This is a genomic window from Haladaptatus cibarius D43, assembly GCF_000710615.1.
In the GTDB taxonomy this organism is placed as follows: domain Archaea; phylum Halobacteriota; class Halobacteria; order Halobacteriales; family Haladaptataceae; genus Haladaptatus; species Haladaptatus cibarius.
The window spans coordinates 1-23,674 of the sequence record NZ_JDTH01000011.1 but is presented as its reverse complement, the minus strand read 5'-3'; the positions used below and the strand labels follow the sequence as shown (position 1 = coordinate 23,674).

22 protein-coding genes and 2 pseudogenes are annotated in these 23,674 nt (G+C 55.8%); 9 read left to right on the top strand and 15 right to left on the bottom strand.

Going from position 1 to position 23,674, the window contains the following annotated elements:
• Nucleotides 1-6: 6 nt before the first annotated feature.
• A complete protein-coding gene (locus tag HL45_RS18340) occupies nucleotides 7-1,032 on the bottom strand; it encodes a hypothetical protein (RefSeq protein WP_233274846.1) in 1,026 nt (341 codons plus the stop codon).
• Between the two features lie 109 nt (nucleotides 1,033-1,141).
• Here HL45_RS18340 and HL45_RS18335 point away from each other — a divergent pair, with 109 nt between their 5' ends.
• Entirely contained in the window at nucleotides 1,142-2,353 is a 1,212-nt protein-coding gene (locus tag HL45_RS18335) for an aminotransferase class V-fold PLP-dependent enzyme (protein WP_049972666.1), read from the top strand.
• Between the two features lie 50 nt (nucleotides 2,354-2,403).
• Here the strand turns inward: HL45_RS18335 and HL45_RS18330 are convergent, their stop codons facing one another.
• From HL45_RS18330 to psmA, 7 genes and pseudogenes are all read right to left on the bottom strand, one after another.
• A complete protein-coding gene (locus HL45_RS18330) occupies nucleotides 2,404-3,471 on the bottom strand; it encodes a glucose 1-dehydrogenase (protein WP_049972665.1) in 1,068 nt (355 codons plus the stop codon).
• Nucleotides 3,472-3,478: 7 nt separating this feature from the next.
• On the bottom strand, nucleotides 3,479-3,868 hold the full coding sequence (locus tag HL45_RS18325; protein ID WP_049972664.1) for a Rid family detoxifying hydrolase: 390 nt from the start codon (nucleotides 3,866-3,868) through the stop codon (nucleotides 3,479-3,481).
• Nucleotides 3,855-3,983, bottom strand: a complete 129-nt coding sequence (locus HL45_RS21850) for a hypothetical protein (protein WP_267879603.1) — start codon at nucleotides 3,981-3,983, stop codon at nucleotides 3,855-3,857. Before HL45_RS21850 ends, HL45_RS18325 begins: the two co-directional genes overlap by 14 nt.
• 252 nt (nucleotides 3,984-4,235) lie before the next feature.
• A complete protein-coding gene (locus tag HL45_RS18320; protein WP_144240137.1) occupies nucleotides 4,236-7,652 on the bottom strand; it encodes a phosphodiester glycosidase family protein in 3,417 nt (1,138 codons plus the stop codon).
• 437 nt (nucleotides 7,653-8,089) lie between these two features.
• Nucleotides 8,090-8,311, bottom strand: coding sequence for an acetyl-CoA carboxylase (locus HL45_RS18315; protein WP_049972662.1), 222 nt, complete (start codon nucleotides 8,309-8,311; stop codon nucleotides 8,090-8,092).
• A 129-nt stretch (nucleotides 8,312-8,440) separates the two neighbouring features.
• Nucleotides 8,441-8,842 (bottom strand): annotated as a pseudogene (locus tag HL45_RS18310) (allophanate hydrolase); the annotation flags it as partial.
• 206 nt (nucleotides 8,843-9,048) lie between these two features.
• The gene (psmA, locus tag HL45_RS18305) at nucleotides 9,049-9,783 is read right to left on the bottom strand and encodes an archaeal proteasome endopeptidase complex subunit alpha (protein ID WP_049972661.1); all 735 of its coding nucleotides are present in this window, start codon (nucleotides 9,781-9,783) and stop codon (nucleotides 9,049-9,051) included.
• A gap of 667 nt (nucleotides 9,784-10,450) precedes the next feature.
• On the opposite strand from psmA, the gene HL45_RS18300 reads away from it, so the two are divergent.
• The 3 genes and pseudogenes from HL45_RS18300 (at nucleotide 10,451) to HL45_RS18290 (ending at nucleotide 12,405) form a co-directional block, all read left to right on the top strand.
• Nucleotides 10,451-10,813, top strand: a complete 363-nt coding sequence (locus HL45_RS18300) for a hypothetical protein (protein ID WP_049972660.1) — start codon at nucleotides 10,451-10,453, stop codon at nucleotides 10,811-10,813.
• 493 nt (nucleotides 10,814-11,306) lie between these two features.
• Nucleotides 11,307-11,513, top strand: a pseudogene (locus HL45_RS21985) (AGE family epimerase/isomerase); the annotation flags it as partial.
• Between the two features lie 598 nt (nucleotides 11,514-12,111).
• A complete protein-coding gene (locus HL45_RS18290) occupies nucleotides 12,112-12,405 on the top strand; it encodes an amphi-Trp domain-containing protein (RefSeq protein WP_049972658.1) in 294 nt (97 codons plus the stop codon).
• Nucleotides 12,406-12,924: 519 nt separating this feature from the next.
• Here HL45_RS18290 and HL45_RS18285 read toward each other — a convergent pair.
• The 3 genes from HL45_RS18285 to HL45_RS20965 form a co-directional block, all read right to left on the bottom strand.
• On the bottom strand, nucleotides 12,925-13,194 hold the full coding sequence (locus HL45_RS18285) for a ParA family protein (protein ID WP_049972657.1): 270 nt from the start codon (nucleotides 13,192-13,194) through the stop codon (nucleotides 12,925-12,927).
• A gap of 180 nt (nucleotides 13,195-13,374) precedes the next feature.
• The gene (locus HL45_RS18280; protein ID WP_049972656.1) at nucleotides 13,375-13,779 is read right to left on the bottom strand and encodes a CBS domain-containing protein; all 405 of its coding nucleotides are present in this window, start codon (nucleotides 13,777-13,779) and stop codon (nucleotides 13,375-13,377) included.
• Nucleotides 13,780-13,883: 104 nt separating this feature from the next.
• Nucleotides 13,884-14,021 carry a hypothetical protein gene (locus HL45_RS20965; protein ID WP_158413728.1) on the bottom strand — a complete coding sequence of 46 codons (138 nt, stop codon included), beginning with the start codon at nucleotides 14,019-14,021 and terminating at the stop codon, nucleotides 13,884-13,886.
• Nucleotides 14,022-14,122: 101 nt separating this feature from the next.
• Between HL45_RS20965 and HL45_RS18275 the strand changes: the two genes are divergently transcribed.
• A complete protein-coding gene (locus tag HL45_RS18275) occupies nucleotides 14,123-14,377 on the top strand; it encodes a DUF4177 domain-containing protein (RefSeq protein WP_049972655.1) in 255 nt (84 codons plus the stop codon).
• The gene (locus HL45_RS18270) at nucleotides 14,374-15,423 is read left to right on the top strand and encodes a hypothetical protein (RefSeq protein ID WP_049972654.1); all 1,050 of its coding nucleotides are present in this window, start codon (nucleotides 14,374-14,376) and stop codon (nucleotides 15,421-15,423) included. The genes HL45_RS18275 and HL45_RS18270 overlap by 4 nt, the downstream gene beginning before the upstream one ends.
• Nucleotides 15,424-15,499: 76 nt before the next feature.
• On the opposite strand, the gene HL45_RS18265 is transcribed toward HL45_RS18270, so the two are convergent.
• Together HL45_RS18265 and HL45_RS18260 are read right to left on the bottom strand one after the other, a co-directional pair.
• Complete coding sequence (locus HL45_RS18265; RefSeq protein WP_049972653.1) at nucleotides 15,500-16,501, bottom strand: hypothetical protein; 1,002 nt, start codon at nucleotides 16,499-16,501, stop codon at nucleotides 15,500-15,502.
• Nucleotides 16,494-16,691, bottom strand: a complete 198-nt coding sequence (locus tag HL45_RS18260; protein ID WP_049972652.1) for a DUF4177 domain-containing protein — start codon at nucleotides 16,689-16,691, stop codon at nucleotides 16,494-16,496. The genes HL45_RS18265 and HL45_RS18260 overlap by 8 nt, the downstream gene beginning before the upstream one ends.
• A 795-nt stretch (nucleotides 16,692-17,486) precedes the next feature.
• Here HL45_RS18260 and HL45_RS18255 point away from each other — a divergent pair.
• The gene (locus tag HL45_RS18255) at nucleotides 17,487-18,167 is read left to right on the top strand and encodes a helix-turn-helix domain-containing protein (RefSeq protein WP_049972651.1); all 681 of its coding nucleotides are present in this window, start codon (nucleotides 17,487-17,489) and stop codon (nucleotides 18,165-18,167) included.
• A gap of 112 nt (nucleotides 18,168-18,279) precedes the next feature.
• Nucleotides 18,280-18,534 (top strand): DUF5789 family protein, encoded by a 255-nt coding sequence (locus HL45_RS18250; RefSeq protein ID WP_049972650.1) that lies wholly within the window; start codon nucleotides 18,280-18,282, stop codon nucleotides 18,532-18,534.
• 257 nt (nucleotides 18,535-18,791) lie between these two features.
• Here the strand turns inward: HL45_RS18250 and HL45_RS18245 are convergent, their stop codons facing one another.
• Together HL45_RS18245 and HL45_RS18240 are read right to left on the bottom strand one after the other, a co-directional pair.
• Nucleotides 18,792-19,526 (bottom strand): YeiH family protein, encoded by a 735-nt coding sequence (locus HL45_RS18245; RefSeq protein ID WP_049972649.1) that lies wholly within the window; start codon nucleotides 19,524-19,526, stop codon nucleotides 18,792-18,794.
• A gap of 563 nt (nucleotides 19,527-20,089) precedes the next feature.
• Nucleotides 20,090-21,322, bottom strand: a complete 1,233-nt coding sequence (locus tag HL45_RS18240; RefSeq protein WP_049972648.1) for an MFS transporter — start codon at nucleotides 21,320-21,322, stop codon at nucleotides 20,090-20,092.
• 251 nt (nucleotides 21,323-21,573) lie between these two features.
• Between HL45_RS18240 and HL45_RS18235 the strand changes: the two genes are divergently transcribed.
• Nucleotides 21,574-23,674: PAS domain S-box protein (locus HL45_RS18235; RefSeq protein ID WP_049972647.1), on the top strand; the 2,101-nt coding region annotated here is incomplete at its 3' end.

Sequence of the window (23,674 nt, the reverse complement as noted above, 5' to 3'; positions counted from 1 at the left end):
AACGAATCAGGGAAGCTCGTCCAGGTAGGCATTCCAGACGGCCATCGGTTCCTCGCAGGCGATTTCGGAGATGGTTCGGCAGCCATCGTATCCCCACATGAAGACGCTGTCGGCAAGGTCGAGTGCGGTTCGAGTCGCGGTTCGAACGTCGTCCGTGGCCGACTCGCCTTCGAGACCGAATCCTTGTACCCAGAGCTGACTCCGGAGGTCGTGGTCGTCGGCGACCGAGACCAGTCGCTCGCCGAACCGGGCGACGTACTCGCCCGCATCGACGTCTTGGGCGTGCGCCCAGTACGGGTCGGTCGCCAGCACGTCGAGATACTCGCTTTCAGCCACCTGCGCCCAGTCGCGCGTTCCGTGGTCGGCGGACTGACTCGGGAGCAGACAGACCGCGTTCTCCGCACCTTCATCGTGGGCCACTGCCATCATCTCGTCGAGGAACTCGACCATCGACCGCTCGCGAACCGTCGAGACTCGGTCGGTTTCGGTCACCGGCATCGGTTCGTCGTAGCGGGCGCGGTACCGCTCCCGGCAGTGGTCGCACCGACAGCACCACACGTCGTCGGGGTGGTCGTCGCCGTACCAGTGGACGTTGTGCCAATGTGGTTCGTCCCAGAAGAGTACGTCCGCGCCGAGTCCGGCGGCGTCCCGCGTCCATTCGCGCATGAACTTCCGAAACGCCGGGTCGTTGAAGCAGGCGGCGGGGACGCGCTCGCCCGTGTTGAGCACCTGTCGGGAGTCGGGGTTGCGGGCGACGAACCGTGAGAACTCCTCGCCGCCGAAGACGCCGCCGACCGCCCACGGGTTGACGTAGGTCGTCAGTCCTCTATCGTGGCTCGCGGTGACGATATCCGCCATCGTCTCGCGGTAGAACGCCCGGTCGCGTTCGCTGAACGTGTGGAGGACGGCGTCGAGACCTGCCTCGCGGAACCGGTTCAAATCCCTTATCGCATGTTCTGGATCCTGTACGCCGAAGTAACTGGTACCGGTTTCGATGTCGGACATGGTTCGTGACGTGTTATCGATGTCCATTCAGTGCCCATGAACGTATCGGTAATCGATGTGAAACAAATGAGCGACACGAACCAAATGGGAGACGAACGTCGAACCTATTTTACTCTCGGAGTGCGCGAGAATTGGTATGCCAACCCAGACTATCTACGAGGAGTTAGGCGTCCCACACGTCGTCAACGCGACCGGCACGAAGACCCGCATCGGTGGCAGTCGTATTCGCCCGGAAGCGGTCGAAGCGATGGCTCGCGCGTCCGGGTCGTTCGTTCGCCTCTCCGATTTGCAGGCGAGAGCAAGTGAACTGATAGCGGACGTGACTGGCGCCGAAGCGGGCTACGTCGCGTCCGGCGCGTCGAGCGCGCTCGCGCTCGGAGCGGCCGCCTGCATCGCGGGTGACGACCTCGGAACGATGACGCGGCTCCCAGACACCGACGGTGTCGCCGACGAAATCGTCGTTCCGCGCACCCACCGCACCGGGTACGACCACGCGCTCCGCGCGGTCGGCGCGCGCATCGTTGACGTCGGGACGAACGACAAGCACCTCGGCACCGGGTCGCGGAACGTCGAACCGTGGGAAATCGGGGACGCCATCGGAGAGGACACCGCGGCGGTCGCCTACATCGAAAAGTCCTACACGGAACCGCCCCTTGAGGTGGTGTGCGAAATCGCCCACGATCACGGCGTTCCAGTCATCGTGGATGCCGCCGCCGAACTCCCGCCGACGAGCAACTTCGAGGCGTTCGTGGACGCCGGTGCGGACCTCGTCGCGTTCAGCGGTGGGAAGGCGATTCGCGGCCCGCAGACCACGGGAATCCTCGCCGGTCGGGACGACCTCATCGAATCGGTGGCCGCCCAGCACCTCGACATGCACGCCGCCGAGCAGGTGTGGGAACCCGCGCGAGAACTCGTGGACCCCGACCGCCTCGGGGGCGTCCCCCGACAGGGAATCGGCCGCCCGATGAAGGTCGGCAAGGAGGAACTCGTCGGACTGATTCGCGCGCTCGAACTGTTCGTCGAAGAAGACCACGACGCGCTCGTCGAGGAGTGGCTCGGACGTTCGCGGCGAATCGCCACCGACCTCGAAGCGGTCGCAGGGTTCGACACGTCGCTCACGGCCGACGACAAAACAGCCGTCGCCCCGGAAGTAGTAGTTTCGGTGGACGCAGACACCGCAGGCATCTCGGCGACCGACGTTGTCGGCGGACTCCGCCGCGAGGAGCCCCGCGTGTTCGTCGGCGCGGACGCGCTCCCCGCGGGCAAATTCACGGTCAACCCGATGTGTCTCACCGACGAGGAGGCCGAGTACGCCGTCGAACGCATCGTCGCACAAGTCGAACAGTGACGAAGAGAGGGCGGGAACGAATCGGTGAATCGATGCCAGACGCGGTGTGTCTACACCGTGTCGAATTCGACGACGGTTTTGATGACGTCGTCGCCCGTTTCGAACGCCCGTTCGACCTCGCCGGGGTCGTAGACGCCTGTGATGAGGTCGTCGGTAAACCAGTCGGGGAACGCCGACAGCGTTTCCTTGGCCGCTTTGTACTGCCCGATGTTCGAGTTAACGCTGCCGAGCAGTGCCTTGTTTTCGAGAACCATCTCCCGATGAATTCGGCCGCCTTCGACCTCGAACGACTCGTCTCCGGGGATGCCGAGGAGCGCGCCGACGCCGTTCGGCGCGAGCGCGTGGACTGTCTCGAACGCGTGGGGTGCATGTCCAGTCGCTTCATAAATGAAGTCCATCGATTCGTGTGCGTCCGGAACGTCCGGAAGCGGCGTCTCGCGTGAATCGACGTAGGTCGCGCCGAGGCGCTCGATTATCTCGATGGTCGGGTCGGGACGGTCGCGGCGACCGAGGCAGTAGCATCGGTCGAAGTCGTCGCGTTCGACCAGCATCGAGAGGGTCAGGAGACCGAGCGGCCCGTTGCCGAGAACGAGCGCGGATTCGGGGCTCCACTCGAACGCTGACCTGCTGGCGTAGGCGTGCTCGAACGCTTTCTCGCTGTTGCTGACCGGTTCGGTCAGAAAGCCGTGAGTCGCAAAGTCGTCCGGGACGCCGACGAGGTATCGTTCGTGGCTGGTGAAGTAGTCGGCCATGTAACCGTGCGCGCCGACGATGCCGCGTTCGACGTACGCGCCGTCGGGGGCCATGTCGGGTTCGTCCCGTTCGAAGTACCCGTTTCCGTCCCCCGTTGGTCGCCGAACCGTCGGAACGACGAGGTCACCCGCGTCGAACCGCGTCCCGTTCGGGTTCTCGACGATTCCGACCGCTTCGTGGCCGAGTATTTGATGTTCCGCCCCGTCTGGAAAGCCGCCGTGGGTTCCGCCGACGACTTCGTGGTCGGTACCATCGATGCCGACGCGAAGCGTCCGTACCAACGCCTCGCCGGACTCGGGGGTCGGCCTCGGCACGTCGATGACCCGGGGGGTCGTCTCGCCGCGCCGAACCGCGACGGCTCTCATCGTCCCGTCACTCCTCGGCCCCACGTGCGCTTGCGACGACTTCGATTTCGACGCCGATGTCGATGGGGAGATCCTCGACTTGGACCGCACTCCGAGCGGGGTACGGTGAGGACACGTAGTCGGCGTACACGTCGTTGATGGCGTCGTAGTCGTCCATGTCCTGTACGAAGACAGTCGCCTTCACCACGTCGTCAAGCGAGCGGTTCGCCGCCGCGAGAACCGCCTCGATGTTTTCGAGCGTTCGAGCGGTCTGCTCTTCGATGGTGTCGCCGACGATATCGCCGGATTCGGGGTCAACTGGCCCCTGTCCCGAGACGTAGATGCGGTTCCCGTCGCGAATTCCCTGCGAAAACGGGCCGATGCTCGGCGGTGCGGCGTCGGTGCTAATCTCTTCCATCGGTTTCCTCCGGCGGTGCGTGGTCGTTCGACGTCGTCGTTTGCTCGTCAGTGGGATGGCGAGGGAACGACGGACTGTCCGTTCTAACGGCTCCGGGTAGCATGCGTCCAGTCATCAGGCGAGTAATCAGACCACCGAAATATAAAACCAACCCCTCGTAGCCGAGGAAACCCACGACAGCGAGGAAGACGACCGTTCGCTGAGAGCCATGGCGATAGCAGAGTGACCACGCCTCTGACGATGGGTGACGTTTCGGAACTCGTCCACCCCTACTACCGTCCCCGCGGGAGTCATTGCGCTCCGCCGTTTGGACTCTCCTGTGAAGCGTTCGGGAGAAAAGCAGTTACCCCGGAACGGCCTTCCGGGTTCAGTTCCCGTCGGTTATCGTTATCGTCGTCTCGCCGCTCACCCCGTTGGAGGAAGCGCGGAGCGTGACGGTTCCGGTGTCAAGTGCGATGAGTTGCCGCGTTTCCGGGTCGAACGCGGCGGCGTAGTCGCGGCCGTGCCAGCGGCTGCGGTTCGCCTCCTGCTCGTCGTTATCGTCCTCGCGCGCGAAGCGGTGGTACCACTCGTTGTCTGCGATGTGGAGATTCTGGCTCCCGGACCAGCGGACGGTCGCCGGGTAACGAAGTGGGAAGGTGAGGCCAGCGTCCTGCACGCCGGTTGGAGAGACGGTGAGTGATTCGCCGACCCTCAGTGACTGCGGAGTGTCAAACGTCACGTCCGTGAGGAGGGGACGAACTTCGGCACGGAGCCAGTCGGTTCGCTCGGCGGGCGACCGACTCCGGTTCGGCGTCGGGTCGACACCGAACAATGTCCACTCGCGGAAGCCGCCGTCGTCCGGCGAGCCGTACGGATACTTCCCGGTCGTTCCGAGAACCACGTACGGAACGCCTTCGACGCGGCTGAACTCGACCGTGCCAGCGTGTCCAGCGACGTACACCGCGCCTTTGCCGTCGGACTGTTCGCGGAACGCCGTTAGCCACTCTTCGATGAGTTCGGCTTCCATCCGGTCGCCGAGTTGACTGTTGTCGCCGACGAGCGGGTCGCGCGGTGGGTGGTGTGCGACGACGACGACGTTCTCGATGGCGTCAGCGTCGGCGGCATCATTGAGACCACGCTGGAGGTCGGACAGTTGTTGGAAGTCACTCGTGCGGAACGACCCTGTCGAAGAGTCCAACAGGAAAAAGCGGGTGCCTTCATGGTCGAACGTGTACCGAGTGTCGCCGAAGGCGGCTTTGAAGTTCGAGAGGTCGCCGGGGCCTGTGCGTTCGTGGTTACCGGGGAGGTAGTAGACCGGGAGTGCGTCGCCGACTTCCTCCCGGAGGATGCGGTTGGCGAGGGCGTAGTCTTCGCGATAGCCGGTGTCTACGAAGTCGCCCGCGATGACGAGAAAATCGGGGTCGGCGGCGACGATTTCACGGAGGGTGCGACGAGCGAGGTTCACCGCGAGGCTGTCAGGGTCGTCCGCGACGAACTGACTGTCGGCCATCACAGCGAAGGTCCAGCGATCCTCGGAGAGTTCGTCGTCCTCGACGACGAGTGGGTCGGGAGTAACCGCCTTTTCGGGCCGCGAAACCGGTGGCGTGACCTTCACGGTGAGGTCGTCGAAGACGAGACTCCCCTCGTACTGTTGGGCTTCCGACGCTTCGACGGCGTAAAAGTACGAGAACTGGAGCGGGTACTCGACGCCAGCGGGAACGGTTCCCTCGATATATTGCCATCCGGTCCAGTCGAGGCTGTAGGTAAAATCGATTTTGTGTGTGACGCCCGCTGCGTCGGTGAGAACACCACGGATCCACGCACCCTTCCCGTCGCCGTCGATCCAGACGCCGACGCGCTGTGGCTCGCCGGGGAGGTCGATCGGCGATTCGGTTCTGGCGTAGGCGGCCCGGGTCGCCGTCGTCGTCGTGAAGTCGTAGTCCAGTCGTAGTCCCGTTCCACTGCGGCCCTTCACGAACGACATGGATCCCTCGACAGCGCTGGGATACCGAGCGAAGTACCACTTCGTCGGATCTTCGAACTTCGAAATGGTCTTCGTTGTGAGGCCGACAGACACCGGGAGGTAGGTCTCCTCGTCAAGGACGGAGACGGTGATAAGCGTCGAGCCGTTCCCGCCGGTGGGCGTGACGGTGAACGTACCCTCGTCAGTGGCTTCGATACTGACGAGCGAATCATCGTAGTCGAGCGTGACATCCCGTGGCGCTATCGGCGCGGTGTAGCCCCGGGCGTCGAAGCCGAGGACGGCGAACGACCGGGTGTCGCCGGCTGCCAACCCGATTCGCGTCTGGTCGGGTTCGATGCGGTCTAAGTCGTCGAGAACTCGAACCTCGGTCGTTCCGCTGTTCCCTCGCTTTCGCGCGATTGCCTTCCCACTGCCGCGGCGTCGACCCGTAAAGAGACCGTCGGCGTCGAACCGGCCGAAGTAGCGCGGAATCGTGCGCCAGTGGCGAGGCATCGCTTCGACTGGCGCGTACGTCTCGTCGTGTGCGTTCGCCACGAACTGCCGGGAGAGCTCGGGGAAGACGCGATGGGTGTTCTCACCGTCGAGCATCGGCGTTACGTCGAATCCGTCGAGTCTTCCGCTCCCTTCCGCGGTTGTCAGCCCGAGCCCATTCGACACCGGACGCGGCGCACCATCCGACGGGTCGTTTCGAACGCTTACGGATTCCTCGCCTGAGTTCCGGGCGACGAGCGTCGAGGAACCGCCGCCATCGAAGTTGAGCGCGTCGGTTGCGCCGAGGTCGCGCATAGCCTCCGCGAGTTCTTTGAGGGATGCGCCGCGACTGTCTCGCTGGCGACCGTCGACGACGAGCAGATAGAGCGTCAAACCGTCCTCCGAGACGCCCACCGCGGTTCGTGGTTCGAGCCGACCGTCGTCCAGTCCGCTGGGAATTTCGCCGTCGCGAAGCAGCACGGTCGAACCGCCGACTGCAGCCTGTAGCGACGCATCGGCGTCGGTTTGCGGTCCGTAAGAAACCGAAACCGCGTCACCGGTTGAAAGGGTCGACAGCGCGTCAGCGCTAGTGCCGCGGCCGACGAGGACGGAACCATCGTTGGGAATCGTGGCGCTCCCGGGCGAGGTCGAAGTCGACGTGACGACTCCGTTCCGGACGACGACTTCGGCCTCTCCGGTGCGTTCGGCGTCTCCCCAAAGGGAGGTGTACAGTCCGAGTCCGTCCGCCGGGATATCTGGTTGGTTCAGTGAATTCAGTGAATAGCTGGTTCCGTGGAATCGAACTGCTCCGTCAAGGATAACGCGAGCCAGGCGAGCGAGGCCGTCGTCACCGACTGCGACGGTGTGTTCTCGGCCGGTCGCCGGCCCCGAGCGGAGGTTGCCGTCGCCGATTTCGGCACCGACCGGTGCGTCCGATTCGCCGATGTAGAAGAAATCGCCGTTGACACCCGCGACTGCGTTCGACTCCTCGGCAAGGTTTGGTACGGTATCGCGCTCCGTGACGCCTGAAGAGAGGAGCGTCACGCCGGTCTCACCATCCATCGTTACGGTGAGGACGTCGCAGTCCAACCAACCGCGTTCGGTGAGGCGGACGGAGGCATCGAGCGTGATGCCGGGAGCGACTCGCGTCGAGCGCTTTTGCACGATGATGGCGTCATCGCTGCTAGCGGCGAGCGTGGCGTCCCGGATTTCTCCAAGGTCGCTGGTGAATCGGCTTGCATCCGCCGCGCTGGCGGTCGTAGTGGTCGTTGCGAGACCCGCAGTTATCGTCGTGGCGAGTCCTTTGAGATAGTCCCGTCTGGTTTTTGAAGTGTTTCGTTTTGGCATTCCGAACTCCAATCATTCATTTATCGCATCCGTATTTTAAACTGAGTATTTTACATATTTATAATAGGTTTGGCTCCCTCCGAAAACATACCTCAACGATCGCATACCGTTTACCATTTCGCACATTCCGAACCCGGCTTATATACTTTGGCTTCCCTCGACACAATCACTGGTCGTCGGAAAGGAGTGGAAAGCGACAACAGGACGTTCGATTGTGGTCGGGAAATACGTGTTCTGACGGACAATGGTCACCGACCCTCATTTAAGTGTTTCTCGCGACAATAAGCCGTAGCGATCAAGATTCTCATGGCTAATCGCTTTTTTACTTGAGTAATTTCCCCTGCACCAGTGTTATTCAAAGCCCAGATATGGCCGTCGAGGTGTATTTCTGAATGGTTCGAAGCGGCGGCCACAGCATCTCGTTTATACACCACTCCTCACTCGCTAATCTCGATCTCGACTAGATCCTCCCCCGCATCGACTTCCGCTTCGTTATCCACGAAATATTGGGTGATCGTTCCTGGCTGTTCAGCTGTGATGTCGTGGAAGTTCTTCATTACGCCAACGAGACCGATAACGTCTCCCTCTTCGACGGAATCTCCCTCCGTGGCGAATAGCTCTTCGTTTGGGTCTGGTCGGCGATAAAACACGCCGGGCATCGGGATTGGACTTTGATTTTTTCAGTCATGATCCGACCTGCATTGTCTCTGCGGTATCGATACTCCGGATACGCTTGTATAAGCATCGTCCGGTGGCATGTAGTGAACGAATTTCATTCGATAGTTGTATCATTCGGTGAATGTAGATTGGATTGCACCGAGTCGCTCGGTGTGTTCTGCTCGGGCGGCTAGTGCCTCGTCGATGGTCACAGCTTCGAAGGAAAACGATTGATGAGTTCGATGCTGTGCAAGGCGGTCTCGATCGGGGATGATAACGGTTTCAATCGTCGCATAGCCCCCACCAGTCACGGCATCTCGCATCAGAACGATTGGCTGTTCTGGGACTTGTATCGATCCAACTGGATAGTCCAGATCGACGACATTCGAAGGGTCGGTTCCCGCACCGAAGGGCTGTTCCCGCTCGATAAATTCAAGATCGATTCCCTCCATGTGATAGCCGACACGATCCGCCTCGGGGGTCACAGTCCACTCCGCTTTCAAAAACTCCGCTTTACTCTCGTCGGTGAGACGACGTGTTGCGGTGGACAATGAGCACTAACCGAATTCTGTTTACGTAGTTCTCGTGACAAGAGGTAGATACGAGGAAGATTTTCGCTAGTTAGCAGCTCGTACTAACGGTGAACAATCTGTGAGAATCTTTTCTTACATACTGTCCAAAAACGCATGGGAAAAGGTTTGACGGAAGTTGTGTTTCCGGAGTGATCTACTACCTGCGTTCACTCATCGAGCGTCGAAATATCACCAAGGTGTTCTGCAACTGTTTCCTCATTTACCATCTCGTACTGGGTTGAATCCGTGTCGATGGTTGCAACACTGACATCCGTTGCTGAGAACTCGTCGTCTTTCACGCTTTCAATAGCCCGAAGAACTGCGTGAATGCCATCATCAAGCGATAGATTGGCCCTATACTGCTCTTCGAGAGCGGATTGCAGGTCATCGCTCTTCGCACCAATTGCAGTGGCCCTCCATTCGGACGCTGTTCCTGCCGGAGTTACTTCGAAGAGTCGTGGTTCACCTTCGTCGATTCCACCAACAAGAAGTCCGACCCCAAATGGCCGTGTGCCGCCTTTTTGGGTATATTCTTGAATATCATCGCAGACTGCGGTGGTGAGCGTATCGACACTAATTGGTTGATCATAACGCCATTGTTCAACTTGTGCATGCTGACGTGCTTTGTCGACTAGTTGACGAGCGTCAGCAGCATGGCCGGCAGATGCAAGCCCAATATGCTCGTCCGTCTTATGGAGCTTTTCGACCGACGATGATTCCATCAGCGCTGATCGGGTGTTGATTTCGGCTGCGAGCACCACACCATCAGTCGTTCGAATGCCGACACAAGCACTACCCCGTTTGACCGCTTCGCGAGCGTATTCAACTTGGTAGAGTCTGCCGTCCGGGGAGAAAATTGACGTACCACGATCGTATGCCTGCTGTTGATTTTGTCCTTGCATAGTGCTGTATTGAGCGTTCGGCTCTCGTTGCAACCCATTAGTGTGGGTTTTGTAAAGGTGTTTTGTTGACTTGACGAAGTAAGTGACAAAAATATGAAATTTTCGACCCCTCAATTGTCCTTTGGGCCGCTGTTGAGAGATACCGTTATCCGACCAGTGGACAGTCGGACTACGGTCATGAGGTAGACAGCTAGAAACGGAACACACCGTTCACTTCTGCTTCTCATTCGTAGTCGAAGAACGAGCGACCAAAGCGCGATTTTCACTTTCCATTGAAGCCGTATGAGAAGTACTGCTGCTAAACGGTATTCTGACGGATAGATATCTAACGAACTATCGCTCTCGGCTCACCAGAAGCGGCAGTCAAGTTTGAGAGAACAGTGGTCAGTGGATAGCTAACTCATTGTCGTAGTAATCATTATCGTACGAATGTTCTACGACCGAGACGACGAACTCGACGCGCTCCGAACCGAACACGAGCGTGACCACGTTTGACTGCATGCGCGACGAACTCCTCTAGTTCTGTTAGAATATCCCAGTCGAGAACAAAATGCCCGACAGACACATTTTCATCAATGGCGTTCTCTCGACTGGGGGAATACAGTGAAACGATACGAAAGGCACAGCAGTACGAGCGCATGGCCACCAATCGGGGGAGGCAGATAGCATGGGCATTGTCGATACGATTATCATCTTCGCCGTTAGCTTACTCGTCGGTGGATTCGGCATCTACGTCGGGGCGCGAGTGGCGACCGACCGTTCGGGGAACTTCTCTCGCGCTATCGTTACCGCACTCATCGGGTCGATAGTGTGGGGAATCATCAGCTTCTTCGTCGGATGGATACCCATCCTCGGTGCGCTTCTGGCGCTCGTCGTGTGGGTCGGCGTCATCAACTGGCGATATCCCGGGGGATGGGGGACGGCAGCCATTATCGGTCTGGTTGCGTGGTTCGCCGCCGCAATCGTGCTGTACGTTCTCGCGCTGGTGGACATCGTCGCCTCCAGTGCGCTCGGAATTCCGGGTATCTGAACCGGTCTTCCGCCAAATCACCGATTTTTCTGGATATGTTGCTACTTACAGCCGTTCGAGTAGACGGTCACCTATTGTGACTCCCCCCACCGATAACGAGCCAGAGGCCGAGAACCGAGACGAACAGTACCAATCAGTGTGGTACTGGTGTTGATACGATTCCGTGAAGCGAGAAAACTGAAACATCGTCTACCCGCCCTCACCCGGTTTCCCGACGGTGGAGTTGGCTTTTTCATCCACAAGCGTGAGGTTCACACGTCACCCTACTTTGCCAGTTGGCCAGTATATGCAGATACTTCTTGCGTTCAGGAAGTCATGAGTTCGAAAAGTCGGGGTGCTCGTTGCAGTCCGTCGGCGCGAGCGGAAGCGTGTGCCGACGGACAAAATTTTGCTCGACAGGCCGAAACGACCATCCAAAACACCGCGTTCACGACATGAACTAGAGAATTTGACATCATCGAACTATCGCAATCCGTGGGTACTCAAACAGCAGATGCACCGCGTGTTGACCTTCTACTACCCCGACTGTATCGACACCCGATACGGCGGCTACATCGCCCAACTCGATGAACGAGATGGATTCGTCTACGACGGGCAAACGAAACACCTCGTCGCAACGGCGAGGGCGGTTCACAACTTCAGCGTCGGTGCCCTCATCGACGGGCCAGTGTGGTGCGGGACGGAGGCGGAACACGGGCTTCATGTTGAAAATGGTAAACTAGAAATCAACTCGAATCGTCGTTTGCCCGGATGGAAGTTCAATATTTTCAACCTCATCATTCTGTCATCCATATTCCGGAACGGCGTGATAAGTGTAGAGGGTTCGATTAGTCAGACACTTTCCACCCTCCTTATACAATTAGATACTAGTAATTTTGGCTGCGGGCGTTCGACTAATTCACCCGAGCAAAGAGACCCAACAATCTCTACGTCATTCGCTGGCCCTGGAACTGATGAAACTGTGCCTCTCTGCAGGTGGTCCCCAAGTACTGCTTGTGTCGGCTCTTTTTCGCCTCCTTGACAGAGATGTTCGATTGTTTGTGGTTGTAACTGGTCAACGCTGTTGATTCGCTGTGCAAAGCTCTTGCGGTACAGTCCTTTGAGAGTGATTACGACCGTCCCGTGTCTTTTGTGTCTTCGCTTCGCGCTGCTATCGAGACGATATTATCGAACTGATCGCTGACGAGCGAGTATACCGAATCGCACTCGAACTCACCGATCCAACCTGGGTTGCCACCGATCAAACTGTGCGGATATGAAGCCCGAGATATTTTATCGACAGCCGTTGTAGGTTCGGTATGGGAAACGACGACGAAGAAGCCAAGACCGAAGCGGAATCGGCAGATGATGAGACGGAACGTGAAGGTGAGCAAGTGATGAGTCGGGCAGACGGTGCGGGAATTCTCCGTGAAATCGCCGATGGTGTGGAGAACGGGACAATCGACATCGAAGGAGACCACGGTTTCACGGTCGCGGTTCCAGAGCACTTCGAACTGGAAGTCGAGTACGAGGTTACCGACGACGAGGCCGAGTTCGAAGTTGAACTCGAATGGCGGATGGAAGATGGCGAACCGGCATCGGCGGGCGAATAACACGGTTGGCTGTCTCGACAGCAACCAATTGTCGAAAAACCGACCAGTTTATCCAGTGAAATAAGTGTCTGCCAGACCGGATAAATATCCACCAGAGAGCACCAGAACCGGCCACTACAGAGTCTTTAGTCATCGATTCGATTGTCGTTTCGGTTCCGAACTGTGACTTCTCCTCGATGTAGCATCGTTCATCGGTTGCTCCATCTCCCGCTCAAATTTAGCGTCACTGATCTCTCCGGAGATATGCTGGTCTTTGAGTTGCTGTCATTGATCCTCGGGTGTCGGGGTGACATCTCCGTGACATCGAATCGACGGAGGATCGGGTACCTCTGTTCAACTCCCTTGACGATTGAGACCGGTTTATCATCGCGAGGAAGAGACGCGGTTCGGAGGACAGAGATGGCTGTCACAGCGAGAGAGCATTGCGACTAATTCGAGGACGCGTTGTTCGACGGTCGGACTTGACTGCAACATCTGTCTCTATTGGCATATCAACTCTGCTCCTGACGCTACTCCGGTCTACCATCCGCAGTTAACGATTTCCGTCGAGTTCCATCTCGGCAGCGAGCGCGTGAGGTTCTGTTCGACCATGTGCCGGACGAGATTATTCACGTTTGCATCCGCCCGATTCTCTCCAGCGCCGAAGTTGTGAGTGAGGCCACCTTCCTGCGGATCCATATCGATACCAAGGACTTGTTGTCCTCGTTTCGCGTGTGCCGCCGCGAGGTTAACCGAAAGCGTGGTTTTGCCGACGCCCCCGACTTTTGACCAAATCGTGTGCGGAATCATATACGGTTACCAAACAGTGTTAGAGAGGAAAATTAATAGATAGTATTGAACTTGCTTTGTGATGGAGATTTCTAAGTATCTGACTGCCTTTGGTATCTCGAAAAGCACCACAGTGTCTATGGAATTCGGATAAATGACAGATAAACCAAACCCTGCTCTTACGAACGTCTTGTAGATCGCTTATGACGGACTCGGTGTCTGGACGTGTGACAGGTATGCTGCGAGATCCGTCGTCGAGATCATCCCGATAACTCCCTCCGTCTCGTCCACAACTGGCATGTGATGGAATCCGTGTTCAACCATGGCGTCTGCGACGTCACGAACGGAATCCTGTGCCGTCGCGGTAATCACATCGGTCGTCATGTAGGTTTTGACAGGCGTCTCGTCCTTCGGTTGTCGTTCGGCAACGACACTGACGAAATCGGTGGTGGTCAGTATCCCTGCGAGTTGGTTATCGCTCCTGACGACGACGACCGAGCCGATATTGTTGATGAGCATATTCTGTGCTGCCTCTTCGACGAGCGTTTCCGGTGAAACGGTATGGAGGTCGGTAGACATGAGCTGTCCGACGAAAACATCATCCATGTTTATTGGTCACTGTGAGCGTTCATAAGGGTTGTCACCACTTTGGATTCGATGTCGATTAAAGCGTCACCTCGAGTATCGTAATCCATCTCGAAGACGTTCTCCTACGAGAGCACCATGCCGTCCGTGTCACCGGGCGGATCCGAACCGACGAGTACCTCGCGTTTGTCATCAGAAGTGCGCACGTAGCTCACCCAATTGCCGAGTTTGTGCTTTCCGGCGAGGTACGCCTGGATGTCCATTCGAAAACAAATAGCGGTGTGACAACAGTTTCGATTGAGCGCAACACGCGCGGCGCCAATAAGGAACACTATTATTCATTGACAAAGCGAAGAGGTTGTTGATGAGTGAGACAGAGATCGACCGCTGGGAGTACGAGACGCTTAGAGTACCGCGTGGAGAAACGAAAAAAGAGTCCGAAGACCCGAAAACAGAGCTGAACGAACTCGCCGTAGAAGGATGGCGGCTAGTCAATACAATCGACTACACCGGTGGTGGAACTAAGTATCTAGTCTTCGAGCGTCTCGTCGGCTCAAGTACCGACAATGGCAACGAAATGGATGAAGCCGACGACGCCAACAGAGGAGAGCTCCCATGAGCACCGAAGCCGACAGTCCGGGACCGAACGTCGATACGGATATTGACGTCAGTACGGCGAACACGATGCGTGAACGGGCGAACGAAAGCCGATTGAAAATCTGGCTGCTGCTCGCCGCAAATCGGTTGTCCGTCACTGCTGTGTTAGCACTCGCAGTGTTTGTACTGTTCGTCGTCGCTGTGACGATTCTGCCGCCAGCACTGGTTCCGCAACTCCGGTCGGGGGACTCGATCGAGACGATGTTCTCCGCGATGCTCGGCGCGATCATCACTGGTGTCACGCTCGTTGTAACGATCGGGCAGTTAGTGCTCTCCCAAGAGAATGGACCGCTCGGTGAACAACGGGAGCGAATGGAGAACTCGATGGACTTCCGCGATTACGCCGAGGAACTGATTGGTGCGCCGAGTCCGGCTGATCCATCCGCGTTTCTCCGGGAACTCGTCGACGTGGCCGAACAACGGGCGAACGCAGTGCGCGACGGCTTGAGCGACATCGATAGCGATCAACTGCAGTGGGAGGTCAACGAGTTCACCGAGAGCGTCATCGGAAACTCCGAGACGGTTCGGGAGCAACTTGAAGGTGCAAAATTCGGTAGCTTCGACGTCCTCTTTGCTGCCCTCAACTACAACTACGGCTGGAAGATCTACCAAGTCGAACGCCTCGCACACGAACACGAAGAGGATCTTGGTGAACCGGAAAACACCCGCCTCAACGAACTGAAAACAGCACTCTCGCTGTTTGGCCCAGCGAGGGAACACGTGAAAACGCTGTACTTCGAGTGGGCACTGGTGAGTCTCTCTCAGATGATTCTCTACGCTGCAATTCCGGCACTGGTTGTGGCGGGCGTCATGCTTATGACTGTCGAAGGGAGCACACTCCCCGGTACGACGTTTGGGATTGCACACATGACCGTAGTGATTGGTGCTGCATTCACAGTGACATTGCTTCCGTTCTTACTGTTCACGTCGTACGTATTACGTATCGTCACTATCGCAAAGCGAACCCTCGCGATCGAACCGCTGATTCTCCGGGATTCACAACGGTAGTCGATTGCGAATCGATCCGTCAGTCGTCGAATTCGATTCTACCCCCGGTATGGGAGTTCGGGTGAACTCCAGTCGTTTAACTGAGTACGAGCGGGCCGACCGTGAGTGTCTGTTTTGCGAGCGTCGCGAGTCGAAGAACGTAGGCGATAAACACCAAGAACGGTGAAATAGCGATTGTGAAGCCAGCGCTGACGACCCAGAGGATGTTGTTAACTCCTAAGAACGTTCCTGGAAACGTTGTCGGATCAACGAAGACAACGATGCCGCCCGCGATGATGAGCGCCGGAATCGACGCATACAGAATTGCTCGTGATAGTTTTACGAGTGCCCACTGGAGGTACAATACTTTGATGTACTCCCGAACGGGACCGAACATCGTGACGGCTTCTAGCATCTCTCTGACCGCTCCGTATTCTTCTTGATTGAGATCCTCCCGATACTGTTGACCGAGACGCCGAATGTCGTGCATCTTTCGCGCGTAATTGAAGTCCAACGCTGGTGAAACAACAGTGAACGAACCGAAATCGGCGCCGTCGAGTTCTTCTTTTGCTGTCTCAGCGTTCTCTTCAAGATCTTCGACGTACGCGAATATGTTCGCACGAAGATCTGTATTTTCGTTCTCGGAGATAGTTTCTCGAAGTGTGTGTGCTCGTTGCGCACTCGTCTCAATGAGTGCGTAGAGTAACGCTGCCGGATCAGCAGGCTTGGTCGTTCCGAGTAGTTCGTCCGTATTCTGGTAGAAGTCCATCGTCACGTCCATTCGGCTTCGTTGTGTGCCGAGCGACCCAATCTCTTGGGAGAGCACCAACTGATTGATTGAGACGACAAGCGTAGTACTGGTGATGATTGCACCGACCAGTCCCGAGAATACTGTCTCAACCATGTCGCTCGTCTCCATGGTTGCTTGTAACGAAACCGGTTTGAGAATGCCGAAGCTCACGAATGCGATGAAGACCACGGCTGCTAGTCCGCCGACGATGAACCATCGGTTGGCACTGAGAAGCATCCAGAACAGATACTTGTTCACGTCTGTGCGTTCACGAAGCGTATTCGGCGTCGAGAGATCAGTTTCAGTCATCGTACACTGGGCGCTTAAATAGGAGGAGTTTCGTCCCTCCTTTATCGTAATCGAGCGTGTCGGTGAGTTCCCATCCCTCGTCCCCAAGTCTGTTGAGTTCTGCTGTCGGGTCAATCGTTTCTCGTTTGGTTAGCCCTTTTGGCGGTTCGAGCGTCTTGTACTCCCATTTCGGCGGTCTACTAGTGACCATACGAAGTACAAAATTCGCATTCATTTAGTCGATGGCCTTGCACCTCCAGTATTCACACGATTGTGCCATACTAGAATGCAATAAAACGTAAATATCGTCCATTAATAAATTTCGGTGAAATACTTTCTTTATTGATTACACTGCTCAACCGCGTTCGCAAGGCGAATTCTTTTTCGTATTCGCTATGAGGATATTGTATGTCCGGGAGTTCCTACACGCGCATTTGTGTGGCCACGATATTGGTATTCACTCTCTCACTCAGTGGTTGTGTTACAGTTGATCCGGTTGTTACAGCAGATACAAGCGATTCAACCGTGTTCAAACAAGTCTCGGCAACCGAGCCATGGAGTGGTTCAGGCGTCCGAACAGAGGCTACGTTGCGACCTAGTGACGAGGCGAAAAATGTGACAACGATTACTGTCATTAAAGAAAATGGACGAACATTCCAGACGACGAGTGTGGACTCCGGCCAGACAACGGTCATCCTTTCACTTCCGGCCCATCAGAACGTGACGCTTGTCGCAAGTAATTCCGTTAACTCGACGACGATCGAGAAGTTGAATGTAACCACAAGTGGAGATAAGATTCTGTAAACCAACCCTGAAAGGCAGATCCAAGAGCGACTCGTAATATCTCGGTTTTGTTGGTCTCAAGTAATCCAACTTCGAATTCTGTTCTAAACGCAATCAGACCACTGGGTGGAACACATGTAGTATGGACACTGATTTGGCTGTGTATTCGTTGAATCTCCGCTGTATCGACGAATCTATTGTGGTGTGAATGATTTGAGCGAGTATGGTTGCTACTGTTGCTGAAGTCGAGATTCCTGCAGTAGAATTCGCACTCAGCCAGTCGTTCTCGGAACTCGGTGGACTCGCCTGCGAAATTGAGCGGGTTGTTGCTCATGGTGATGACCGTCTCATGCCGTTTGTCTGGGTACGGAGTGACGAAAACACACGCAATGAAGTTGAAACTATTCTCAAAGAGGATCCGAGTGTCGAAACCATCGAACTCCTCGCAGACGTGGGGGACGAATGGCTCTATCAAATGGAATGGATCGACCAAATCGAAACGTTGATTCAAATTATCGTACGAGAAGAGGGGACAGTTCTTGCCGCGATGGGTGATGGTCGCGAGTGGCACCTTCGCATCATCTTTTCGGATCAAGACGGACTGTCACGAACCTACGACTATTGCGATAAAAATGGTTTGACACTCGATATTCTGAACATTTATCAGTTAGAGGAGAGTCGGCAAGGACGGTTTGGACTCACTGATGAGCAACAAGACACACTAACGCTTGCCTACGAAGCTGGTTATTATAACGTCCCTCGCAACGCAACAGCCAACGATCTCGCTGACGAATTAGGGGTCTCACATCAAGCGGTTTCCGAACGCTTACGGCGCGGGCATGGCAGTCTCGTCGAAAACGCACTTATCCTCGGGCAGGGAGCCAACGACCCAGATAAAAAGTAATTCACGCTCATTGCACCATGTCACGCTCTCTTATATTTTCTTAATTTTCGCTGCCACTTATCCGATGAATCAGCCACCATCTTATTCCGGTTCGCGACTCTAACATAGTCGTATGAGTGATGATCGATCCCCGATTGAGGAGCGAGCAGAAGGCGGTGAACTTGGCGATTTTGATGAGCGCCTCGAAGAATTAGACTATCCAGTGACAAGCAATGAATTGATTTCCACCTACGGCGGTCACGAAGTTGAATCAGTGGATGGCACACAATCCATCGAAAAAGTGCTGAGCTCAGCCGACAAGAAAGCATACGATTCCGCAGATGAAGTCCGAGACGACGTATTAAACCAATTAAACAGGGAAGAATAGACGTCCGGTGAGTGTGATTGTTTGGATAATCTCCCACAAATTCGCACTCATATCGCGTTAGCGGTACCAAGAGCAGTTCACCGTCACTAGTGTTCTAAACATTTCAAATTCGAACAACAATTCGACAGCATACTGTCCGAGTGTTGGCCTCCAGTGATAAGACTGCTTTTGAGGAATTTCGAGCGGCCACGACGATCATTACGGAGAGAAAGGCGATCGGGAACGTCTCCCAGAGGAATCGCCAGCTGACAGCGCTTTCAGCAGTCCCATCGTCCGCTGTGATTGTCTTTGGTATCGTCCATTTTCCGGGCGTAGTAGAGGGCGTAAGCGATAGCGACGAGTCCAATGAGCGCGTTTCGGGTGAGTTTCACGAGCAACGCCCACTGGCCAGCGGTGTTTGAGAACGGAAAGCCAGCGGCAGTGACAGGGCCGGTGCTGAACATCGTAGGGCCGGCCCAGATGCCGAAGACAGTATCAGAAAGTCCGAGAGTATGGCCGACGAGGGGATAAACGAAGAGGGGCGTCGCGTCGAAGAGGAGAACGGTCGCAGCGGCATACGCGATACGGCTATTGTCAGCGGCGATGCTCTCGGCAATTGCGACGACAGCCGACACGCCACAGACACCCGATCCGGCGGCGAGGAGCGACCCGGTTTCCTCCTGAATGGCGAAAACGATCCGTGCTAGAACCTCAACGGTGATGATCGTCGTCGCAACGGTAGCGGCGACGAGCAGGAGAATCGTCGAACCGGCCGCGATAACACGGTCAAGCGCCACACTCGCACCCATGACGACGATGTCAACCTCGAGCCAGAGCTTATGCGTACCGACGGCGGTCCGCACCCAGTCCGGAATCCCGTACAGATTCCCGATGACGAGCCCCAGACCGATCGTGACGATGAGGTGGTTCACTGGGATGATGGAGGCGACGAGCCGTCCGGCGAGTCCAATCATGAGGAGGAACGCGAGTTCGGGGAAGAGTGTTCGCTTCATTCGATCACTAGGGGATCGGAACACCAAGAGAGACGACGATGAGTGCGAGCAAGCCCAACAGAACTGCCTGCCAGCCACTTTCGAGGGTTGTTCACCACTGGGAGAGCGCTTCGGAGACGTGGTTGGCGTCGATCACTGTATTACTCTCGGAGGAGAACCAGAATGAAAATTCGGTTGTCGTAGGACAATAATTGTCGAACGACAACTGTGTGCGGATCATCGACTTGAGCCGAGCTGAACAATCCAAAAGGTGTAGCGAGCAACCTAATTTGTTCCTGAGGTATACCGCATTAACTAGACCGGCAAGCATGCTCCTCACTCGTGCTCACCCCCGAAAAAGTCGCGGATGAGAATGCATAGTCGACGAGTATTAAATCCCTCATGTTCACTCACATCAACCAATCAATCTTGAGATTCGTCACCAGCTGTGCACTGGAGACACTATCAATACGAATGCCATTCGCACCTCCATCAAATACATCGAATATACAGTTCATGTGTTCGCTGGCGTGCTTGTCCGGACGAAATTATTATTGGGTTAGGTTCAATCCGCTGTACCGGAGTTAAGCTGGTTCCGGGGCGCACCACGCTAACGCGACACCAAGAGCTGCGAGACCCCCTGCCACGAGGAACGCGGTATCGAAACCAGCGATGTCGACAACGGCACCACCGGCGATTGGGGCGATGAAGGCACCAGCGAGCCCGACACTTGTCTGGAATGCCACTGCTGTTGCGGCGACCCGTGGATTAACCAGTTCCCGGACGTACGTGAACGACAGACCAAGCGTGAGCTGAATCGCGAAGCCTGCAATAAGCAACATCGCAACGAGGACAGCAAGTGACTGAAGGTGCGTAAATCCGACGACGAGTGGTGCCGTAATGAAGAAAGATCCGAGCACGATCGGTTGTCGTTGACCGCCGAACAGCCGATCAGAGAGCGCTCCGCTACTCATTCTAGCAAGGATACCAACCGCTGGGAACACCGCAACGAGCAATCCGCTAAGCGCTAACGACAGTCCAACCTCTTCGGTCAGATACGAAGAGCCCCAACTATTGACAAATAAATACAATGAATACCCGATAAAGCCGAGTCCACCGACGAGCCAGACATTTTTGTTTCGAAGAACGTCACCGAACTCAGCCAGTGACGGCGCGTCACCGCTGCTGTGTCCGAGGCCACGGCTTGTCGGCCAAAATAGGACTAACCCAACGAGGGCAATACCATTGAAGGCGAGGAAAATCGCTGGCCAGCCGAACCACGCCGCGATGAGTGGACCTGCCCCCTGTCCGAGTGCGAATCCGATCGGCCCGCTAGCAGTGAACACGCCAACAGCGGTCGCTCGCCGGGATTCCTCAACGGACCGACTAACGATATCGATTCCTGCATTCCAAACGACGACGTACGCAACGCCGCCAACAGCTCGTGAGGCGATGACCGCTCGATAGTCACCGCTCCGCCCAGCCATCCACCCCCATACCCCAGCAATGAATAATATAATGACAGCAAATGCCATTGCTTTCCTGGTGTTCGTCCGATCAAGGATAGCACCGACGGGAAGGCTTGCGATTACCGCAGTGCCGAACATAATCCCGACAAGAAACCCTGCGATTGTCGGGCCAATATTCAGTGAGTCACGAATGAGCGGGGTAACACTTGCTGGAACGATTTCATAGGCGGCCAGCCCTGTCGAGATGAGACTTGCACCAGCGACGAGTCCCCACGTCGATTGGCTACTCTGTTCCGATTCTTTGGTGGTGGTGTCATCTTTCTTTGTGTTTTTGGTTCGAATTGTCATTTATTGAAAGAGTAGTTGGTAGTACGCCGCAATCAGGAATGTACGTTCGACTGTGGAGATTCCCGTATTGTTTCTATATAATGTACCGCTCTTATTGTCTCTGGGGGTTATATAGCAAACAGCTTTATCCTTCGCAGGTTTGATGATTAACTAGCAATGAGCATTGATTTCAATACTGTACAGCACCAGAGCTGGAAACGACTCCGATATGGCATCAGGCCGTATTTCTGCTGGTTCTCGGGTATCGAATAATGGCGACTCTCCCTACCATCCTTGATTCGTCGACCGTTTTGCTCGTCGGGACAAGTGAGTGGATTACGCAATTCGCAGCGACGCTCGAAACACGGACTGACGCAACTGTGCAGAGAGTTCAAACCAAAGCAGAAGCTCTTATCAGATTCCGAAATCGAAAAATGGATTGTCTCATCAGCGAATATACACTCGACGAGACAACCGGACTCGAACTGCTTCAAGAGATTCGCAACGAAACTACTACTTTTCCTGTGATTATTGGCACTGATTCCGGTAGTGAAGCCATTGCCAGTGAGGCAATCCGAGCGGGAGTTACGGATTACGTCGCAGTGACAGAGTCAACTGAGCAACTAGAAAAAGACCTGTTGGATCGAACTGAACAGGCAGTCCGATCGATACAACGAACGGCTACGCAGCGAGATCGTGCCAGACAGTTCGATGCAATCTTCAACGATTCACGGACAGCAACGTGGGTACTTGATCCGGATGGCGCGCTTGTCCGCGTGAACCAAACGGCACGAGAGATGATTGACGAAGACGTCGATACAATCATCGGTGAGTCATTCTGGACCCTTCCGTGGTGGTCACAGTCCGATACAACGGAGGCGGAAATACACCAAATTGTGGAGAATGCACTCGACGGTGTGTTCGGTAACGTCGTTGTCCCACAGCCACCCCACATCGAGAATCCGCGCGTTATTGATCTCTCCGTGCGTCCGGTTGAGGACGAACGCGGGGAACTTGTCTCAATCGTTATTGAGGGCGTTGACATCACTGAACGGGTTGATCTCGAGCGGAATCTCCGGCAATCCGAAGAACTTCATCGCGTCACGCTCAACAATATGACTGATACCGTCCTCATCACGGACGAAAGTGGAGAGTACACCTACGTCTGTCCGAATGTGCACTTCATTTTCGGTTACACAGCCGAGGAGATTCGTGAGCGTGGAACCATCGATGACCTCCTCGGTAAAGACCTCTTTGACCGTGACGAACTCGCAGAAAACGGCGTTCTCAAGAACATCGAATGCACTGCAACCGACAAGGCTGGTCGTGAGCACACGCTCTTAGTTAACATTCGGGAAGTTTCGATTCAGGATGGTACACTTCTGTTCAGTTGTCGGGATATCACGAAACGCAAGCAACGCGAAGAGGCACTTGCAACCCTCCACGAAACGGCCCGAGATTACCTCTACGCGGAAACCCAACAGGAAATTGGACAACACATTGTTGATGATACACCCGGCGTCCTTAATTTGGATGCAAGTGCGGTCTATCTCTTCGATGCGGATGCCAACAATCTCCGACCTGCAGCACACTCAGGCACAATGAAAATGCTGAACGGACCCCTCCCGACTGTGCACGCTGACGGTAAAACCCTTCCCAGTTACAGTTTCGTCGAGGACAAGGTACTGTTTTTTGATGACGTGCACGAGGCAGATCGGCTCGAAAACCGGGCAACTGACCTCCGAAGTGCAATCTACATTCCACTCGGCAATCATGGTGTGTTCATCGCGGGCTCAAACGAAGTCGGGGTCTTCGACGACGTGACTCGAGAACTGGCCGACTTGCTTGCGGCTACCGCTGAGGCAGCCCTTGACCGCATCATGCGAGAATCACGACTCCGGGAACAAGATCGGACACTGCAACAACAAAACGAGCAACTAACCGCCCTGAATCGAATCAACGAGACAATTCGAGAAATCGATCAAGCCGTCGTCCAAGCAGAAACGGGAGAGGAAATTGACTATACAGTTTGTGAGCTCTTGACCACTGATGATCGGTTTCGATTCGCCTGGATCGGGACAGTCGATCCGACGACAGACACCGTCGAACCACGTGCTTGGGCAGGAACCGAACAGGGATATCTAGATAGTCAAACATTCTCCGTCGCTAGATCTAATACAGAGCCTGCTGGACAAACCGCGGCCACTGGCGATGTGACGATGATACCCAACGTCGCAGCCAGTCTCCGCGACGAACAGTGGAGTAAGGACGCCATCTCTCGCGACTATCTATCGGTGTTGAGTATTCCACTCGAATATAATGACCTCACGCACGGCGTATTAACGGTCTACGCACCGACCCAAGAGGCGTTCG

Coding starts and splice junctions, on each gene's coding strand:
- HL45_RS18340 (WP_233274846.1), bottom strand. CDS start 1,032: ATGGACATCGATAACACGTCACGAACCATGTCCGACATCGAAACCGGT.
- HL45_RS18335 (WP_049972666.1), top strand. CDS start 1,142: ATGCCAACCCAGACTATCTACGAGGAGTTAGGCGTCCCACACGTCGTC.
- HL45_RS18330 (WP_049972665.1), bottom strand. CDS start 3,471: ATGAGAGCCGTCGCGGTTCGGCGCGGCGAGACGACCCCCCGGGTCATC.
- HL45_RS18325 (WP_049972664.1), bottom strand. CDS start 3,868: ATGGAAGAGATTAGCACCGACGCCGCACCGCCGAGCATCGGCCCGTTT.
- HL45_RS21850 (WP_267879603.1), bottom strand. CDS start 3,983: ATGACTGGACGCATGCTACCCGGAGCCGTTAGAACGGACAGTCCGTCG.
- HL45_RS18320 (WP_144240137.1), bottom strand. CDS start 7,652: ATGCCAAAACGAAACACTTCAAAAACCAGACGGGACTATCTCAAAGGA.
- HL45_RS18315 (WP_049972662.1), bottom strand. CDS start 8,311: ATGCCCGGCGTGTTTTATCGCCGACCAGACCCAAACGAAGAGCTATTC.
- psmA (WP_049972661.1), bottom strand. CDS start 9,783: ATGCAAGGACAAAATCAACAGCAGGCATACGATCGTGGTACGTCAATT.
- HL45_RS18300 (WP_049972660.1), top strand. CDS start 10,451: ATGGGCATTGTCGATACGATTATCATCTTCGCCGTTAGCTTACTCGTC.
- HL45_RS18290 (WP_049972658.1), top strand. CDS start 12,112: ATGGGAAACGACGACGAAGAAGCCAAGACCGAAGCGGAATCGGCAGAT.
- HL45_RS18285 (WP_049972657.1), bottom strand. CDS start 13,194: ATGATTCCGCACACGATTTGGTCAAAAGTCGGGGGCGTCGGCAAAACC.
- HL45_RS18280 (WP_049972656.1), bottom strand. CDS start 13,779: ATGGATGATGTTTTCGTCGGACAGCTCATGTCTACCGACCTCCATACC.
- HL45_RS20965 (WP_158413728.1), bottom strand. CDS start 14,021: ATGGACATCCAGGCGTACCTCGCCGGAAAGCACAAACTCGGCAATTGG.
- HL45_RS18275 (WP_049972655.1), top strand. CDS start 14,123: ATGAGTGAGACAGAGATCGACCGCTGGGAGTACGAGACGCTTAGAGTA.
- HL45_RS18270 (WP_049972654.1), top strand. CDS start 14,374: ATGAGCACCGAAGCCGACAGTCCGGGACCGAACGTCGATACGGATATT.
- HL45_RS18265 (WP_049972653.1), bottom strand. CDS start 16,501: ATGACTGAAACTGATCTCTCGACGCCGAATACGCTTCGTGAACGCACA.
- HL45_RS18260 (WP_049972652.1), bottom strand. CDS start 16,691: ATGGTCACTAGTAGACCGCCGAAATGGGAGTACAAGACGCTCGAACCG.
- HL45_RS18255 (WP_049972651.1), top strand. CDS start 17,487: ATGGTTGCTACTGTTGCTGAAGTCGAGATTCCTGCAGTAGAATTCGCA.
- HL45_RS18250 (WP_049972650.1), top strand. CDS start 18,280: ATGAGTGATGATCGATCCCCGATTGAGGAGCGAGCAGAAGGCGGTGAA.
- HL45_RS18245 (WP_049972649.1), bottom strand. CDS start 19,526: ATGAAGCGAACACTCTTCCCCGAACTCGCGTTCCTCCTCATGATTGGA.
- HL45_RS18240 (WP_049972648.1), bottom strand. CDS start 21,322: ATGACAATTCGAACCAAAAACACAAAGAAAGATGACACCACCACCAAA.